Below are 14,467 nucleotides of genomic sequence, written 5' to 3'. Positions count from 1 at the left end.
TCGTCCGCGCTCTGATGAAGCGCGTGCCAGGGCACTTCCTGAGCAGGCAGGACCCCGGACGAAGCCGCAGTCACAGCCACACCCGGGGCTGCGACCGCCCACGCTGCCAGCCCCAGCAGCCCTGCGCTCACCGCAGCATTCGTTCTGGCCCTGCTCCACGTCGTCATTCGTCTCCACCCCACGCACCGTTGTCCTGAGCCATGACAGTAGGCAGGCGCAGTCCCCGCCGGGACTGGTTCGCACCAAAGCGCAAGGACGGCCCCGCGGTGACACACCGCGGGGCCGTCCCGTCACGCACGAACCATGGAGCCGTCCGGGACAGCCCCCGGACTCCTCCGGGCTCAGTCGACGAACGCCTCCGGCGAGGGGCAGGAGCACACCAGGTTGCGGTCACCGAACGCGTTGTCGATACGACCCACGGCCGGCCAGTACTTGTCAGCGGTGATCCCGGCGGGGAACACGGCCTCGGTGCGGCTGTAGGTGTGGTTCCACTCGCCCACGAGCGCACGGGTGGTGTGCGGGGCGTGACGCAGCGGGGACTCCTCCGGGGTCCACTCGCCGGCGGCGACGCGGTCGATCTCGCCCTTGATCGCGATCATCGCGTCGCAGAAACGGTCGAGCTCGGCGAGGTCTTCACTCTCGGTGGGCTCCACCATCAGGGTGCCGGCCACCGGGAACGACATCGTCGGGGCGTGGAAGCCGTAGTCGATGAGGCGCTTGGCGACGTCGTCGACGGTCACGCCGGTGTCCTTGGTGATGCCACGGACGTCGAGGATGCACTCGTGGGCCACCAGGCCGTTCTCGCCGCGGTACAGCACCGGGAAGTGCTCGTCGAGGCGGGCTGCGACGTAGTTGGCCGAGAGCACCGCGTGGGAGGTGGCGGTGGTCAGACCCTCAGCACCCATCATGCGCACGTAGGCCCACGAGATCGGCAGGATGCCGGCCGAACCGTAGGGGGCAGCGGAGATCGGGCCGATGCCAGCACGCTTGGCGGCCTCAGGGTGCTGAGCGTGGGTGGGAAGGTACGGGGCCAGGTGTGCACGCACCGCGACCGGACCGACGCCGGGGCCACCGCCACCGTGCGGGATGCAGAACGTCTTGTGCAGGTTGAGGTGGGAGACGTCGCCGCCGAACTCACCGGGACGAGCGTGACCGACCAACGCGTTGAGGTTCGCGCCGTCGACGTACACCTGGCCGCCGTGCTCGTGGACCAGGTCGCACAGTTCGGTGATGGTCTCCTCGTACACACCGTGGGTGGAGGGGTAGGTGACCATGATCGCGGCAAGCTGCTCGGAGTGCTCGACGCACTTGGCCTTGAGGTCCTGCAGGTCGATCGAGCCGTCCTCGTTGGAGGCCACCACGACGACGCGCATGCCGGCCATGACGGCCGAGGCGGCGTTCGTGCCGTGGGCCGAGGACGGAATCAGGCAGACCTCACGCACCGGGGCACCCTCCACCTGGTTGGCCAGGTGGTAGCCGCGGATCGCGAGCAGACCGGCGAGCTCACCCTGCGAACCGGCGTTGGGCTGGATCGAGACGCGGTCGTAGCCGGTGACCTGGCACAGCCAGCCCTCGAGGTCGTCGATCAGCTTCCGGTAGCCCGGGGCGTCCTCAGCCGGAGCGAAGGGGTGCAGGTCAGCGAACCCGGGCAGCGAGATCGGCTCCATCTCCGAGGTCGCGTTGAGCTTCATCGTGCACGAACCGAGCGGGATCATGCCGCGGTCCAGCGCGTAGTCGCGACCCGAGAGCTTGCTCAGGTAGCGCAGCATCTGCGTCTCGGAGGAGTGGGTGTTGAAGACCTCGTGGGTGAGGTACTCGCTCTCACGCACCAGCGCGGCCGGCAGAGCTGCGTCACCGGCGGCAGCGACCACAGCGTCCAGGGCAGCCACGTCGACGTCACTGGCGCCGAAGGCCTCCAGGACCCGGACGACGGTGGAGGACGTGGTGGTCTCCGAGGTGGAGACACCGACGTGGTCGGCGTCGACCAGACGGAGCTGGATGCCGGCGGCGCGGGCCGCGGCGACGACCGCCTCCGCGCGACCGGGAACGGCCACGAGCAGGGTGTCGAAGAAGTCGGCGTGGACGACGTCAGCACCAGCGACGTCTGCCAGACCTGCCGCGATCACGGCGGCGTAGCGGTGGGCACGCGCAGCAATGTCGCGCAGGCCGTCAGGGCCGTGGTGCACGGCATACATCGAGGCCACGACGGCCAGCAGCACCTGGGCGGTGCAGATGTTGGAGGTCGCCTTGTCACGACGGATGTGCTGCTCACGCGTCTGCAGCGAGAGGCGGTAGGCCGGTCGACCCTCGGAGTCGACGGAGACGCCGACCAGACGGCCGGGCATGTGCCGCTCGAGACCCTTCTTGACCGCCATGTAGCCGGCGTGCGGGCCGCCGTAGAAGAGCGGGACACCGAAACGCTGGGTCGAGCCCACCGCGACGTCAGCACCGAGGACGCCCGGGGCCTCCAGCAGGGTCAGGGCGAGCAGGTCGCCGGCGACGACGGCCAGGGCGTTGCGCTCGTGGGCCTGGGCGATGACGGCACGCGGGTCGATGATCCGACCCGAGGCGCCGGGGTACTGCACCAGGACACCGCACAGCTCACCCTCGGGCAGGCCGGAGGTGAGATCGGCGACGACGACCTCGATGCCCATCGCCTCGGCGCGGGTGGTGACGACCTCGATGGTCTGCGGTAGCGCGTCGGCGTCGACGACGAACGGGCCCGACGCCTTGCGGTTGGCGCGACGCACCAGCGTCATCGCCTCCGCAGCCGCGGTGCCCTCGTCGAGCAGGGAGGCGTTGGCGGTGGGGAGACCGGTGAGATCGCCGACCATGGTCTGGAAGTTGATCAGGGCTTCGAGGCGGCCCTGGGAGATCTCCGGCTGGTACGGCGTGTAGGCGGTGTACCAGGCGGGATCCTCGAGGACGTTGCGGCGGATCACCGGCGGGGTGATGGTGCCGTGGTAGCCCAGACCGATCATCGGCTCGGCGGGGTTGTTGGAGGCAGCCAGGGCACGCAGCTCAGCAGTGGCCTCGACCTCGGAGACCGGGGCCGGGAGGTCCATCCCGACGGTGGTGCGGATGCCACCGGGGACGGCAGCCCTCATCAGCGACTCGACCGAGTCCTGGCCGAGCAGACCGAGCATCGCGGCGACGTCAGCGGGACGCAGACCCAGGTGACGGGCGGAGAAGGGACGGGCGACGCCGAGGTCGCTCAGCGATCGCTGGAGAGAGTTCTGGGGGGAAGGCACGGCACAACGCTCCGAGGGTAGAAGTACACGGTCCCTCCCCCTCTGTCGCATCTCCCCCGCGGGTGGGGTCGACCTTCAGAGTCGCCTGCTTCGGACGGTCCTTTGTGCCTGAGAGGTTCCGGGGAGGAATTGCCCCTTCGGCGCCGACCAGGAGTCGGAACTCTCCCGTCGAAATAAACAGCGCCCCGGAATCTATCATCCGGGGCACCGTTCGGTCACAGTCCGATATCAGCTGATACGTCGCTGAGCTCGGCGAGCGGCAAGTTCGTCGCCTGCGGCCGGGGCCTCGGATGCGGACATCCGCTCTCCGGGCAGCGCCGAGAGCGTGCCCTCGACCTCGCGCCAGACACCACCGATGGCGATGCCGAACACTCCCTGACCACCCTGAAGGAGGTCGATGACCTCGTCGTTGCTGGTGCACTCGTAGACCGAGGCACCGTCGCTCATCAGAGTGACGCGGGTGAGGTCGCTGGTGCCGCGCTCACGCAGGTGATGCACGGCAGTGCGGATCTGCTGCAGGGAGATGCCGGCGTCGAGGAGACGCTTGACCACCTTGAGCAGAAGGATGTCGCGGAAGGAGTACAGGCGCTGCGAACCAGAACCGGTCGCCCCACGCACGGTGGGCTCGACCAGGCCAGTACGTGCCCAGTAGTCCAGCTGCCGATAGGTGATACCAGCGGCACTGCAGGCAGTGGGCCCGCGGTAGCCGGTGTCACTGGGCAGCGCGGACGCGTCGTCACTGAGGAGCAGACCCTGCTCCTGAGCGACGCCGGCAGCGACCTGCACTGCCGAGTCCTGCTCGTTCTTGTTCACGCCCACTTCGGGACCCTCCGTCGTCTACTCCGCTGCGCGTAACCCTATCGGGGGAAGGAAGTGGACCCGCCCGAGCAGGTCCGTCGGTTGAGTTACAACGGAGACAGTTCAAGGTAAGTCCCGCAACACGCCAAGACAACGGCATCACTCGGCGTGTCGCCAAACCCTGAACCTGTTGTTGAGGTTTAACCCAGATGCAGGCTCAGCAGTGGCTTGCAGAAGTCGGAGGACTTACGTCCGGAACGCTCGGATCCGGCGAGATCAGTCCTCGACGGGACGCTCGAAGTCTTCGGGCGTGATCTGGTCCAGGAACTCGCGGAACCGCTCGACCTCGTCGTCCTCCTCCTCGGGGACGGCAATGCCGGCCTCCTCCAGGACGGCGTCGGCCACGAGCACCTTGGTGCCGGTGCGCAACGCCAGCGCGATCGAGTCCGAGGGACGCGCAGAGACCTCGACACCGGAAGCGAAGACGAGGAGGGCATGGAAGACGCCGTCCTTGACGTCGACGATGCGGACCTCGTCGAGACGCTGGCCGGTGGCCTCCAGGACGTCACGCATGAGGTCGTGGGTGAGTGGGCGCGGCGGTATGACGCCCTGCTGGGCGAACGCGATGGCGGTGGCCTCCACGGCCCCGATCCAGATCGGGACGAAACGCTCCCCGTCCACCTCGCGCAGCAGCACGATGGGTTGGTTCGAAGGCATCTCTACCCGGACTCCGACAACGTCGACCTCTCGCACCCCATGAACCCTACTCCCCACCCCCACGAACGTCAGGGGCGGGAAGGGTTCAGGAACGCTGGAGACGAGCCTTGACGAGCGTGGCGTGGAGCTTCACCGACAGTGCGGCGATCTCGTTGGCCGCTTCCTGGGCGCGAGCGGCAGCCGCTGCGTCGCGTCCACGCTTGAGCGGTTCGGTGACCTGCTCGACCAGACCGGCCTCTCGATCGGCCGCGGCCTTGAAGGCGCGCAGGTGACGCGGTTCGATGCCGAAGGCAGCCATCTCCTTGGCGGTGCGCGCCACCAGCAGGGCGTCGCTGTCGTACTGCCCAGTCCCGCGCAGGGGCTGCACCAAGGCATGCCCCTCGAGCTCGACCAAGAACTCCTCGTCGATCTCGGCGATCTTGACCAGCTCACGACGCGAGAGACGCACGTCGGAACGACGCGCGAACGACTCCGCCGACGGCAGACCGTCGGAGGCCAGGGCCACCTTGGGCACCGTGGGCACCACCGACTCGATCGGCGGCGGCTCGTGGCCGGCGTCGATCGCGGCCAGGTGCTCGCCGATGACCTTCAGCGGCAGGTAGTGGTCACGCTGCATGCGCAGCACGTAGCGCAGCCGGTCGACGTCGACGCCGGAGAACTTCCGGTACCCCGCCGGGGTGCGCTCGGGCTTGATCAGACCCTTGTCCTCGAGGAACCGGATCTTGGGGATCGTGACTCCCGGGAAGTCAGGACGCAGCAGATCCAGGACCTGGCCGATGTTCATCAGCGCACGCGGCTGACCTTCACCGGCGGCTGCGACCCTGGCCATCTCGACGCCTCCGCTCATCCGGCGTGGCCGGCGAAGAACACGAGACGGAACTTGCCGATTTGGACCTCGTCGCCGGTGTTGAGGGCGACGTCGTCGATCCGGTCACGGTTGACGTAGGTGCCGTTGAGGCTGCCGACGTCCTTGACCAGGTAGGCGCCCTCGACACGGTGGAACTCCGCGTGACGACGCGACACGGTGACGTCGTCGAGGAAGATCGAGGAGTCGGGGTGACGGCCCGCGCTCACGGTGTCGGCGTCCAGGAGGAAGCGCTGGCCCGCGCCGGGACCGCGCTGCACCACGAGCAGGGCCGAGCCGGCCGGGAGCGCGTCCACGGCAGCGGCGTCGACCGGACTGAGGTCGCGGTCAGACGTGGTGAGGGAGTCGATCACCGGGGCGATGGTCGCAGTGGACTCCACGCTGGTGGTCGCAGGCGATTCGGCGGCCGCGATCCGCGTCCCACACTGGGAGCAGAAACGGGCGTCGTCGGGGTTGTTCTTGCCGCAGGCCGTGCAGAACGGCATCTGTCCTCCGATTCGATCTTCCTGGCCGGGCCGGCCAAGCGATGAGTCCCCACCTGTGGTGAAGACTCAAGGTTGCCCCGAAACTAGCATCCGGGGCAACCGTGAGTGGGTGGTTCAGCCGAGCAGGGCCTGGTAGGCCGCAGCGTCGAGGAGAGCGTCGGCCTGGGCCGCGTCGCTCGGGACGACCTCGATCAGCCAACCGCCCGCGTAGGGGTCGTTGTTGACGAGCTCAGGAGTGGCATCGAGGGCCTCGTTGCGGGCCACGACCTCGCCGCTCACGGGGGCGTAGATGTCAGAGACCGACTTGGTCGACTCGAGCTCGCCGCAGCTCTCGCCGGCGGTGACGGTGTCACCGAGCTCGGGGAGCTGGACGTAGACGATGTCGCCGAGGGCGTCCTGGGCGAAGTCGGTGATGCCGATGCGCACCGATCCCTCGTGCTCGCCGGGGGTGCGCACCCACTCGTGCTCAGCGGTGTACTTGAGGTCCTCGGGGTACATCACGGACTCCTGTCGCGTCGAAAAGTTCAGTGGTCATGGGTCGTGCAGGCACGGCCCATGACGAGGGCAACGCTACTGCCCCGCCGACGGCTCGGCGTACACCGGCCTGTCCTCGTCCACCGTGCTGGTGATGTCGACCCTGCTCAACTCCTCCACGTCGACGGAGACGCCTGCGATCTTCTCGAGTTCGCGGATGGGTCCGGAGGGGAAGTCGAGGCCTGCGTGCAGCGTCGCCGACTCACCGATCGCCTCCAGGACGTACGGCGAGCCCAGGGCGGTGCCGTCGAGGGAGACGTTGCCCGCACCGTCGACGTCGAAGTGGCTCGAGGCGACCAGACGCACGGAGTCGTTGAACTCCATCGCCTCCGCACCCGCGGTGCGCAACTCCTGGACCATGTCCAACAGGAGCGACAAGGACACTCCCTGCTCGCCGATGATGGTGACGCGCAGGCCCGGACCGGTGACCGGGACGTGTCCGGCGAGGATGTTGAGGGCGTCGACGCGCTGCCTGGCCTGCTCCACGGCCGCCTCGCGGGCGCTGGTGTCGACCAGGAGGTCACGGCGCGCCTTGTCGAGACGGTCGATCTCACGTCGGGTGCGGTCCTCATTGCCCGTCAGACCGTTGAAGATCTGGATGAGGTCCTCCTGGCGGCGACCCTCGTAGGTCGAGTCCTCCTCGGTGCTGCGGACCTGGATCACCACGGCATAGCCCACCAGCGCGAGCAGCACGCCGACGATCACCTGGCTGCGCGAGGCGGCGAAGAAGGTCCGGCGAAACTTCGCGCCGGCACCCTCGCGCGGCGCCTCGTCGGCGGGGTCGTCGCTGACGGCCGGCATCAACGAGGTCACCTCCGAGCCGTCCGCCTGCGCCTCGTCCGGGATGGTGTCGTCCGGGATGGTGTCGTCCGGGATGGTGTCGTCCGGGGTGGTGTCGTCCGGGGTGGTGTCCTCGCGCTGGTCACTCATCGACTGATCACGCGTGGAAGAGGTGACGACGGATGGCGGCGGCGTTGGAGAAGATGCGGATGCCCAGGACGACGACGACGCCGGTGGCCAGTTCGGTCACGCCGAGCTTGTCGCCGACGAACACGATCATCGCGGCCAGGATGACGTTGCTGACGAAGGACACGACGAAGACCTTGTCGTCGAAGATCCCGTCGAGGTGGGCCCGCAGGCCGCCGAAGACGGCGTCGAGCGCAGCCACGACCGCGATCGGGACGTAGGGCTCCAACGCCAGCGGGATGTCGGGCTGGAACAACAGTCCCAGCACCACGCCCAGGGCGAGTCCGATCGCGGCGATCACTCGTCGTCCTCCTGCTTGCTCAACTTGTCGTCGTCCAGTTTCTCGACGTGCCTCAGACTGCGGACCCGCGTCGCAGGAAGTTCGAGCACCTCGACGTCCTCCACGCTGACGCCGAATCCGAGCTCGTTGGCCACATTGTAGAAGGTGGCGCCACCCGTGCTGGCGAGCAACGCACCCTCGAGCGTGTCGGGATCACCGATGGCCTCCACCCGGTACGGCGGGCTCAGGGGGCGCACGTTGACGTGGATCGCCTGACCGGAGTTCTGGATGGGGCTCAGCACGCTGAGGCGCTGCCCGTTGATGGCCACCGCTTCGGCCCCCGCGGACCAGAGGCCCTGGACCAGGAAGATCAGGTCGTCGTCGCGCACCTTCGACCTGCGGGTCTCCCCCGGCCCGTCGTCGACGACGATCCGGATGCCCGGACCGGTGACGGCAAGAAACCCACTGAGGGTGCCGAGGCTACGGACCTGGTCGGCCGCTGCGGCCTCCTCGGCCTGCAGTGCCCGGGAGCTCTCCTCCAACGTGGCGTTGGCAGCCGTCATGTCACCGGCCGTGGCACGGAGTTCGCGGACGTTCTCCTTGGCGATCTGGATGCGCTCGACCAGGGCAGCCCTGCCCAGCGCGGTGACGTCGGCATTGCGTGAGGTCTGGGCGCCGGCGACGGTGGCGACCAGGGCACTGATCGCGACCACGACGACGGTGGCGGCAGTGCCGATGCGTCGTTGGTTGTCGTCGGCTCCGCGTCGCCCGGGGGCACGTCCGGCGGCCCGGCGTCGGGCGGCCACGAGGCTGTAGTCCTCGTCCATCGACTGCTTGGTGACGAGGTCGAGCAGGGGCATCACGACGGTGGAGGTGCCGGCGTAGGTGGGTCCTGTGCCTCGGGGGGCGGCGACGCTGACGCCGCGCGTGTGCGCCCCGGCGTCGGTTTCGTCGGACTCCCCTGCGGCGCGCTGGTACTCCTCCAGGGGAAGCGCGGGCACCCGCATCGTGCGCGTGGCGGGGGCGTCGTCGTACTCGGGGTCGTACTCGTTGCCGAACTCGTCGTACTCGCGCATCACTGCGCCCTCCGACGCCCAGCGGCCGCACGGCTCTCGGGCACCTGCGGAGCCGAGATCGATGCGAGACGCCTGGAGCTGGTGGCGCGAGCCCGGGAACGGCGGCGTTCACGTGCGACCGGGGGCGCCTGCTGGAGCAGAGCACGCACCTGCCAGCCGTAGAGGAGGCCGGTCCACCAGTGCAGTCCCAGGCCCCACAGCGCGAACGCCCATCCCAGTACCGCGCCCAGCACCGCGAGGCTCTCCCCGGCCGGTGCAGTGGCGCCGCCCAGGAGCAGGAGCGGGAAGGCGAGGAAGAGGTGGGCCGAGGCGACCTTTCCGAGCAGGTGGGAGGGCAGCACGCTGCGTCCGCGCGAACGCAGCAGGGGAACCAGTGCAAGCATGAGCAGGTCCCGCAGCGGGAGCAACAGGGCCAACCACCACGGCACGACGTCGTGGGCGGCCAACGTGAAGGCGACGGCGACCAGGTGGACGCGGTCGGCGACGACGTCGAGCACGGCACCCAGTCGGGTGTCGTGTCCGAGGCGGCGCGCGAGACGGCCGTCGAGCCAGTCGGTGAGTCCGGCGAGCAGGAGGACGAGTGCGCCTGCCACCTCGGCGTCGCGCGCCAGTACCAGGTACACGAAGAGCGGTGTGAGCAGCAGTCGGAGCCCGCTGAGGAGGTTGGGCACCGTGACCACGTCACCGCGCGAGGACGTCTTCTCCCCCACTGCGCCCTCCTCCGTCTCCGTCCGGGCCACGAACCGGACCAGCCAAGCCTACCCAGCCGGACCCCGTCGACCGCACCGCATCGCCGGGGTTCCCACCGTTGAGGAGGCCCGGGACGGCACGGCGCACCGACTCAGGTCTGGAAGACGCCGATCGCGGCCGCGACCTCGGCTGTGCTGACTTCGGGGAGCACGTCCTCGGGCCGGGAGACCGAGACCCATCCCCGGCCCGGCTCGTGGCGACGCACGACGCGGGCCGGCGCTCCCACGACGACGCTGTGGTCGGGGACGTGGCCGCGGACCACGGATCCGGCGCCGACGACGACGTTGCGTCCGATGTGGGTGCCGGGCAGGACCACCACTCCGTGGCCGAGCCAGCTTCCTGAGCCGATGGAGACCGGGTCGTGTCGCCCGAACTGGAGTCCGACCGGGGTGTCGGGGTCCTGGTAGCCGTGGTTGGCGTCAGAGACGAAGACGTCCATCCCGAACCACACGTCGTCGCCGATCGTGATGGAGGAGTGCGCGGTGATGGTGTTGCGGGCACCGATCACGCAACGTTCACCGATCACCAGGCCGCGCGGCGGCGCGGCGGCGTCGTCGGGGCCGTAGCCGACGCCGAGAACGACGCGGCGTCCGATCATGGTGCCGGCACCGATGTGCATGTGCTGCTGCCCGAAGAGCGACATCGGCGGGAACGCGATGCAGCTGCCGCTGCCCAGGGTGCCGAAACTGTCGCCGAGGGCGGTGCCGGGCGCGATCGCTCCGGCCCGTTCGGCCCAGGAGTGGGCGCGGTGCAGGGCGGCGGCGACGAGACGCTGACGGCGGTTCACGCGGCGGACCCTACCGGGGCTCGGGGGCCCGTGCGGGGCGTTCACGGGGGCGCGTCGAGGGTGGGTGCCTCCAGAGTGGGTGCCTCCAGAGTGGGTGCCTCCAGAGTGGGTGCCTCCAGAGTGGGTGCCTCCAGAGTGGGCATGGTGCGTCCCCCGCGGGCGACAACCTCTGCCTCGGACCGGATCACGATGTCGAGCAGTCGGGCGTTGGTGCCGAGCCGGACTCGGGCCGGGAGCGTGCGCGAGGAGAGCCACAGACTGGCGGCCAGGGCGTCGTGGACGCGTTGGTGTCCCCGGCCCCAGCCGAGCCCGAAGGCGTCACGGACCCGGGGCGGGAGGAGCCCGATGACGGTGAAGTTGGTGGCTCGTACGCCTGGGCGCATGCGTGCCGGGACGGGCATGGCGGTGACGATGGCGCGCCCGACGGCGCGGGCCTCGGGGGTGACGTGGAAGCGGTCGGAGGTGAGGTGTTCGGCCATCCAGTCGTCGAAGTCGGCTGCGGTGCGTGGGGCGACGTCGCGGGGCATGCCGAAGAGGGTGCCGAAGGTGATCCAGTCCTGCCAGAGGGCGTCGCGTTCGTCGGTGTCGAGCGGTCTGACGAACGCTTCGAAGGAGCGGCGGGACGAGTCGGCGAGGACGCCCATCGTCCAGAGCATGAGTTCGGGGTCGAAGGCGTCGTAGGGGGTGCCGGCGGGGTGAAGTCCGGCCTGCTCGGGGAGAGTCCCTCGGACCCGGGTGTGCATGTGGTGCACCCGGGCGAGCACGCGTTCGGCGTCGGCGCGGGTGCCGAGGATGACGGTCTCGAAGGCCTTGGCGGTGACAGCGAGGCGGGTGAAGGGGCGTTCCTTGGCGAGGGTGGAGGAGCTGGTGCCGATGTAGGGCACGGGGTTGGTGGCCCCCAGGACGAGGGCGCGTTGACCGTAGGTCTGTCCGACGACGTGGTGTGCCTGGACATGTCGGATCAGCGCGTCGGGGGCGAAGAGTCCGCCGTCATGTCCCATGCCCGTGCGGCTCATGTGTGTCTCCCGTGGATGCGAACGGACTCGCAGCCTAGGGAGGCCTCGTGGCGAGGGGAAGGAGTGTGCGCGGTGGGTATCTGTCAAAGCGGGTGACCCATGCCACATGTCAGCATATATTTCTGGCTCCCCTACCAGGAGGCAGCATTGAGCACGGCAGTCATCACCGGAAGCACCAAGGGAATCGGCCACGCCATGGCCCGCGAGTTCCGCCGCCACGGATACAACGTCGTCGTCTCGGGCCGCAGCGCGGAGTCCGTCGACGCAGCGGTGGCCGAACTGGTCGCCGCCCCGGGCAACGGCCACGTCACCGGCCTCGCCACCGACGTCTCCGACGTCGACGCCGTCCAGGCTCTGTGGGACCACGCCGTCGCCCAGCACGGCAGCGTCGACGTGTGGATCAACAACGCTGGCGTCGCCCACACCACCGAGAAGGTCGTGGACACCAAGCCCGCGGACGTGCACGCCATGGTGCGCACCAACATGCTCGGCACCATCTTCGGCTCCCAGGTCGCCCTGCGCGGCATGACCGCCCAGGGCTCGGGCAAGCTCTTCAACGTCCTCGGAGGCGGCAGTGACGGACGCCTGCGGCCGGGCATGGGCGTCTACTCCGCCACCAAGCGCGGTCTCGACATGCTGACGCGTGCACTGGTCAAGGAGTCCAAGGAGACGCCGGTCCTGGTGGGTCAGATCCGCCCCGGCATCCTGATCTCCGACGGCTGGCTGCGCGAGGCCCAGCGTGCCCCCGAGCAGGTCTCCTCCCAGCGCAAGGCGCTGAACTACCTCTCCGACCACGTCGACGACGTGGCGCCGTACCTGGTGAGTGAGGTCATGACCACCACGAAGACGGGTTCGGAGATCTCCTGGCTCACCAACCGACGGATCGCGACGCGCTTCATGACGCCGGGCTACGCGAAGAAGAACGACGTCATGGCTCGCTACGGCCTCTGAGCCTCAGACCTCTCACGCACCAGTCAGAAGTGCTCCGAAACCTCGGTTTCGGCAGCACTTCTGACTGGTGCGTGGCGTTTCAGGGGACTCAGGGGCAGCCGAGCCGGGTCCGGGAGAAGAACGCCTGTTCGGTGCGGGACTCCAGCAGTTCCACCAGAACACCGTCATGGGTGGTGCCGTAGCAGACCGCAGCGATCCCGCCGCTGGACTCGGTCACCTCGTGGTGCCACCGCACCCGGCCCCCGACCTGGCCGGCAGCGCGAGCCGCGTGGGCGTCGTCGACGTCCAGGCAGATGTGGTTGACGCCGAGGTCGACGTTCGATCCGCCCGTGGCGTCCGGGGCGAGTGCCCCACCCACCACGTCGAGCACGACCGGTCCGGCGACGTCGCCGTAGGGGAACTCTGCCGCGGCCTCCACCTGCACCTGCACCGCGACGAGACCCGTGGGCCCCTCGCCGGCCAGGACCAGGTGGACGTCGGTTCCGTCGGGGCATCTGACGTGGTGCGCCTGCTCCCCCATGCTCGCGCCGTGCGCCAGGGCCCGGGACCGGGCGAGTGCGAGGTCCTCGACCGCCCAGGCCAGGGAGACCACGCCGGGACGACGCGGGTCACGCCGTTGCGGTGTCGGCGAGGAGAACGCGAAGAGCTCCATGAAGGCCGCGTCGGTGCGCAGCAGCACCACGTCGGCGGCGGTACCGCTGGTCGCGAGGGAGTCGTCAGCAGGCGTGGTGCCGACCGGCCAAGAAAAGGCGCCGTGCTCGAGAGCGCCGAGCCCGTCGATCCAGAAGGTACGGGCGGCGTCGAGGTCGGCGACCGAGATGCCGACATGGTTGACGCGGGGCAGGTGAGTCACGGTTCCTCCGGTGGGTGGGTACACCACAGGGCCGAGGCCACCGCGGTGGCGTCGGCCCTGCGGGTCACGACGACTGGCTCAGCGAGGGAGCGGAATGTCGATGCGCTGGCAGTTCTGGCACGCCTTGCGGAGCGGCATCTGCTTGGGGTTGCGCGGGATGCGCCAGCCGTGTCCGCGCAGACGGCACAGCAGCGGGAGCTGCACCTTCTTGGCGGTGGGGATGCCGGCGAAGGAAACGACGGGCTTACCGGTCGGGATGGTGCTGGCCGAGGCCTGCTTCTTCTTCACCACGACGCCGACGCCGACGAGGCCGGCCACGGCCAGGGCGAGACCGAAACGCTTGTTCATCACTGCTCCTCACACATCAGGGAACACAAAATATATCCTGTTAAGAGCGGCGTGTGGGAAGAACCCGCCGTCAGGACCTCTGCCGTTCGGCGTCGATCCGCTCGTACGTCGGCCCCAGGTCCACCAGATGGGCGCGCTGCGCCTCCTCGGCGCCACCCACGTCACCAGCCCGTACCCGATCGAGGATCGCGCGATGGTCATGGTCGACCGAGCGCCAGAAGTCCACGGGCGCCTCCCGGCGGACGAATCTTTCATAGACCACTCCGTAGATCGGCGCGGCGACCGCCTCCAGCACCGGGTTCGCAGCCCCCCGCAACAGCCCCAGATGGAAGTCGCGATTGTCAGTGAACATCGACTCCAGGTCGGTCGCGACCGGGTCGAACAGGTGCGACTCCAGCGAGACGAGGTCCGCGTCACGACGCCGTGCCGCAGCCAGCCCCGCGGCAGGCACCTCGAGCATCAGGCGCACCTCCAGCAGCGACTGCACCGAGACGGAGTCGGAGTCACTCAGCAGGGAGAGGCTCGACTGGACAAGCCCCGCGATCTCCTCCGGGCCGGGGGCGGCCACGAACGAACCTCCCGCGACGCCGCGGCGCGTGACCAGGAGGCGCTCGGTGGCCAAGGCCCGCAATGCCTCACGGACAGTGCTGCGCGAGACCGAGTGCAGCTCGCAGAGCTCAGACTCAGTGGGCAGTCGGTCGCCGGACTTCAGGTCCCCGGAAAGGATCTGGGACCGCAGGGCGTCAGCGACCGCCCGGTACGCAGGACCGGTCTCAGGTGCAGAGGGCAT

The 14,467-nt window shown here is 69.2% G+C and carries 16 protein-coding genes and 1 riboswitch; of the genes, 1 reads left to right on the top strand and 15 read right to left on the bottom strand.

Annotated features, from left to right (window positions below):
• Positions 1 to 341: 341 nt before the first annotated feature.
• The 12 genes from gcvP to EOV43_RS07420 all read right to left on the bottom strand — a co-directional run bounded on the left by gcvP (position 342) and on the right by EOV43_RS07420 (position 11,525).
• Positions 342 to 3,251 carry an aminomethyl-transferring glycine dehydrogenase gene (gcvP, locus tag EOV43_RS07475; RefSeq protein WP_277745807.1) on the bottom strand — a complete coding sequence of 970 codons (2,910 nt, stop codon included), beginning with the start codon at positions 3,249 to 3,251 and terminating at the stop codon, positions 342 to 344.
• An 85-nt stretch (positions 3,252 to 3,336) separates the two neighbouring features.
• Positions 3,337 to 3,429: riboswitch (glycine riboswitch) on the bottom strand.
• Between the two features lie 50 nt (positions 3,430 to 3,479).
• A complete protein-coding gene (locus tag EOV43_RS07470; RefSeq protein ID WP_128220649.1) occupies positions 3,480 to 4,064 on the bottom strand; it encodes a MerR family transcriptional regulator in 585 nt (194 codons plus the stop codon).
• Positions 4,065 to 4,325: 261 nt separating this feature from the next.
• Complete coding sequence (locus EOV43_RS07465; RefSeq protein WP_465263376.1) at positions 4,326 to 4,766, bottom strand: bifunctional nuclease family protein; 441 nt, start codon at positions 4,764 to 4,766, stop codon at positions 4,326 to 4,328.
• An 85-nt stretch (positions 4,767 to 4,851) separates the two neighbouring features.
• Positions 4,852 to 5,595, bottom strand: coding sequence for a transcriptional regulator FtsR (gene ftsR / locus EOV43_RS07460; protein WP_206611424.1), 744 nt, complete (start codon positions 5,593 to 5,595; stop codon positions 4,852 to 4,854).
• A gap of 14 nt (positions 5,596 to 5,609) precedes the next feature.
• Positions 5,610 to 6,116 carry an FHA domain-containing protein gene (locus EOV43_RS07455; RefSeq protein WP_128220645.1) on the bottom strand — a complete coding sequence of 169 codons (507 nt, stop codon included), beginning with the start codon at positions 6,114 to 6,116 and terminating at the stop codon, positions 5,610 to 5,612.
• A 114-nt stretch (positions 6,117 to 6,230) separates the two neighbouring features.
• Positions 6,231 to 6,614: a glycine cleavage system protein GcvH gene (gcvH, locus tag EOV43_RS07450; protein WP_128220643.1), complete on the bottom strand. Its 384-nt coding sequence runs from the start codon at positions 6,612 to 6,614 to the stop codon at positions 6,231 to 6,233.
• A 72-nt stretch (positions 6,615 to 6,686) separates the two neighbouring features.
• Positions 6,687 to 7,580 (bottom strand): DUF881 domain-containing protein, encoded by an 894-nt coding sequence (locus EOV43_RS07445; RefSeq protein WP_239022262.1) that lies wholly within the window; start codon positions 7,578 to 7,580, stop codon positions 6,687 to 6,689.
• 7 nt (positions 7,581 to 7,587) lie between these two features.
• Positions 7,588 to 7,917: a small basic family protein gene (locus tag EOV43_RS07440; RefSeq protein ID WP_128220641.1), complete on the bottom strand. Its 330-nt coding sequence runs from the start codon at positions 7,915 to 7,917 to the stop codon at positions 7,588 to 7,590.
• The gene (locus EOV43_RS07435; RefSeq protein WP_128220639.1) at positions 7,914 to 8,972 is read right to left on the bottom strand and encodes a DUF881 domain-containing protein; all 1,059 of its coding nucleotides are present in this window, start codon (positions 8,970 to 8,972) and stop codon (positions 7,914 to 7,916) included. The genes EOV43_RS07440 and EOV43_RS07435 overlap by 4 nt, the downstream gene beginning before the upstream one ends.
• Positions 8,972 to 9,682 (bottom strand): CDP-alcohol phosphatidyltransferase family protein, encoded by a 711-nt coding sequence (locus EOV43_RS07430; protein WP_128220637.1) that lies wholly within the window; start codon positions 9,680 to 9,682, stop codon positions 8,972 to 8,974. Before EOV43_RS07430 ends, EOV43_RS07435 begins: the two co-directional genes overlap by 1 nt.
• 131 nt (positions 9,683 to 9,813) lie before the next feature.
• Complete coding sequence (locus EOV43_RS07425) at positions 9,814 to 10,509, bottom strand: acyltransferase (protein ID WP_239022261.1); 696 nt, start codon at positions 10,507 to 10,509, stop codon at positions 9,814 to 9,816.
• Between the two features lie 41 nt (positions 10,510 to 10,550).
• Positions 10,551 to 11,525 carry an oxygenase MpaB family protein gene (locus EOV43_RS07420; protein WP_164878763.1) on the bottom strand — a complete coding sequence of 325 codons (975 nt, stop codon included), beginning with the start codon at positions 11,523 to 11,525 and terminating at the stop codon, positions 10,551 to 10,553.
• 147 nt (positions 11,526 to 11,672) lie between these two features.
• On the opposite strand from EOV43_RS07420, the gene EOV43_RS07415 reads away from it, so the two are divergent.
• Positions 11,673 to 12,476, top strand: a complete 804-nt coding sequence (locus EOV43_RS07415) for an SDR family oxidoreductase (RefSeq protein ID WP_164878764.1) — start codon at positions 11,673 to 11,675, stop codon at positions 12,474 to 12,476.
• An 88-nt stretch (positions 12,477 to 12,564) separates the two neighbouring features.
• On the opposite strand, the gene EOV43_RS07410 is transcribed toward EOV43_RS07415, so the two are convergent.
• The 3 genes from EOV43_RS07410 to EOV43_RS07400 all read right to left on the bottom strand — a co-directional run bounded on the left by EOV43_RS07410 (position 12,565) and on the right by EOV43_RS07400 (position 14,467).
• Positions 12,565 to 13,329, bottom strand: coding sequence for a VOC family protein (locus tag EOV43_RS07410; protein ID WP_164878765.1), 765 nt, complete (start codon positions 13,327 to 13,329; stop codon positions 12,565 to 12,567).
• Between the two features lie 78 nt (positions 13,330 to 13,407).
• Positions 13,408 to 13,677 carry a hypothetical protein gene (locus EOV43_RS07405; RefSeq protein ID WP_128220629.1) on the bottom strand — a complete coding sequence of 90 codons (270 nt, stop codon included), beginning with the start codon at positions 13,675 to 13,677 and terminating at the stop codon, positions 13,408 to 13,410.
• A 70-nt stretch (positions 13,678 to 13,747) separates the two neighbouring features.
• Entirely contained in the window at positions 13,748 to 14,467 is a 720-nt protein-coding gene (locus EOV43_RS07400) for a FadR/GntR family transcriptional regulator (RefSeq protein WP_164878766.1), read from the bottom strand.

This window comes from Nocardioides yefusunii (genome assembly GCF_004014875.1).
GTDB classification, from domain to species: Bacteria; Actinomycetota; Actinomycetes; order Propionibacteriales; family Nocardioidaceae; genus Nocardioides; species Nocardioides yefusunii.
The sequence above is the reverse complement of the archived record's forward strand: the minus strand, read 5'-3'. Positions and strand labels throughout refer to the sequence as shown.

Bases quoted from the DNA above. Each gene is read 5' to 3' on its own strand.
- EOV43_RS07465 (WP_465263376.1), bottom strand. From the start codon at position 4,766: ATGCCTTCGAACCAACCCATCGTGCTGCTGCGCGAGGTGGACGGGGAG.
- ftsR (WP_206611424.1), bottom strand. From the start codon at position 5,595: ATGGCCAGGGTCGCAGCCGCCGGTGAAGGTCAGCCGCGTGCGCTGATG.
- EOV43_RS07455 (WP_128220645.1), bottom strand. From the start codon at position 6,116: ATGCCGTTCTGCACGGCCTGCGGCAAGAACAACCCCGACGACGCCCGT.
- gcvH (WP_128220643.1), bottom strand. From the start codon at position 6,614: ATGTACCCCGAGGACCTCAAGTACACCGCTGAGCACGAGTGGGTGCGC.
- EOV43_RS07445 (WP_239022262.1), bottom strand. From the start codon at position 7,580: ATGAGTGACCAGCGCGAGGACACCACCCCGGACGACACCACCCCGGAC.
- EOV43_RS07435 (WP_128220639.1), bottom strand. From the start codon at position 8,972: ATGCGCGAGTACGACGAGTTCGGCAACGAGTACGACCCCGAGTACGAC.
- EOV43_RS07420 (WP_164878763.1), bottom strand. From the start codon at position 11,525: ATGAGCCGCACGGGCATGGGACATGACGGCGGACTCTTCGCCCCCGAC.
- EOV43_RS07405 (WP_128220629.1), bottom strand. From the start codon at position 13,677: ATGAACAAGCGTTTCGGTCTCGCCCTGGCCGTGGCCGGCCTCGTCGGC.
- EOV43_RS07400 (WP_164878766.1), bottom strand. From the start codon at position 14,467: ATGCCCTCTGCACCTGAGACCGGTCCTGCGTACCGGGCGGTCGCTGAC.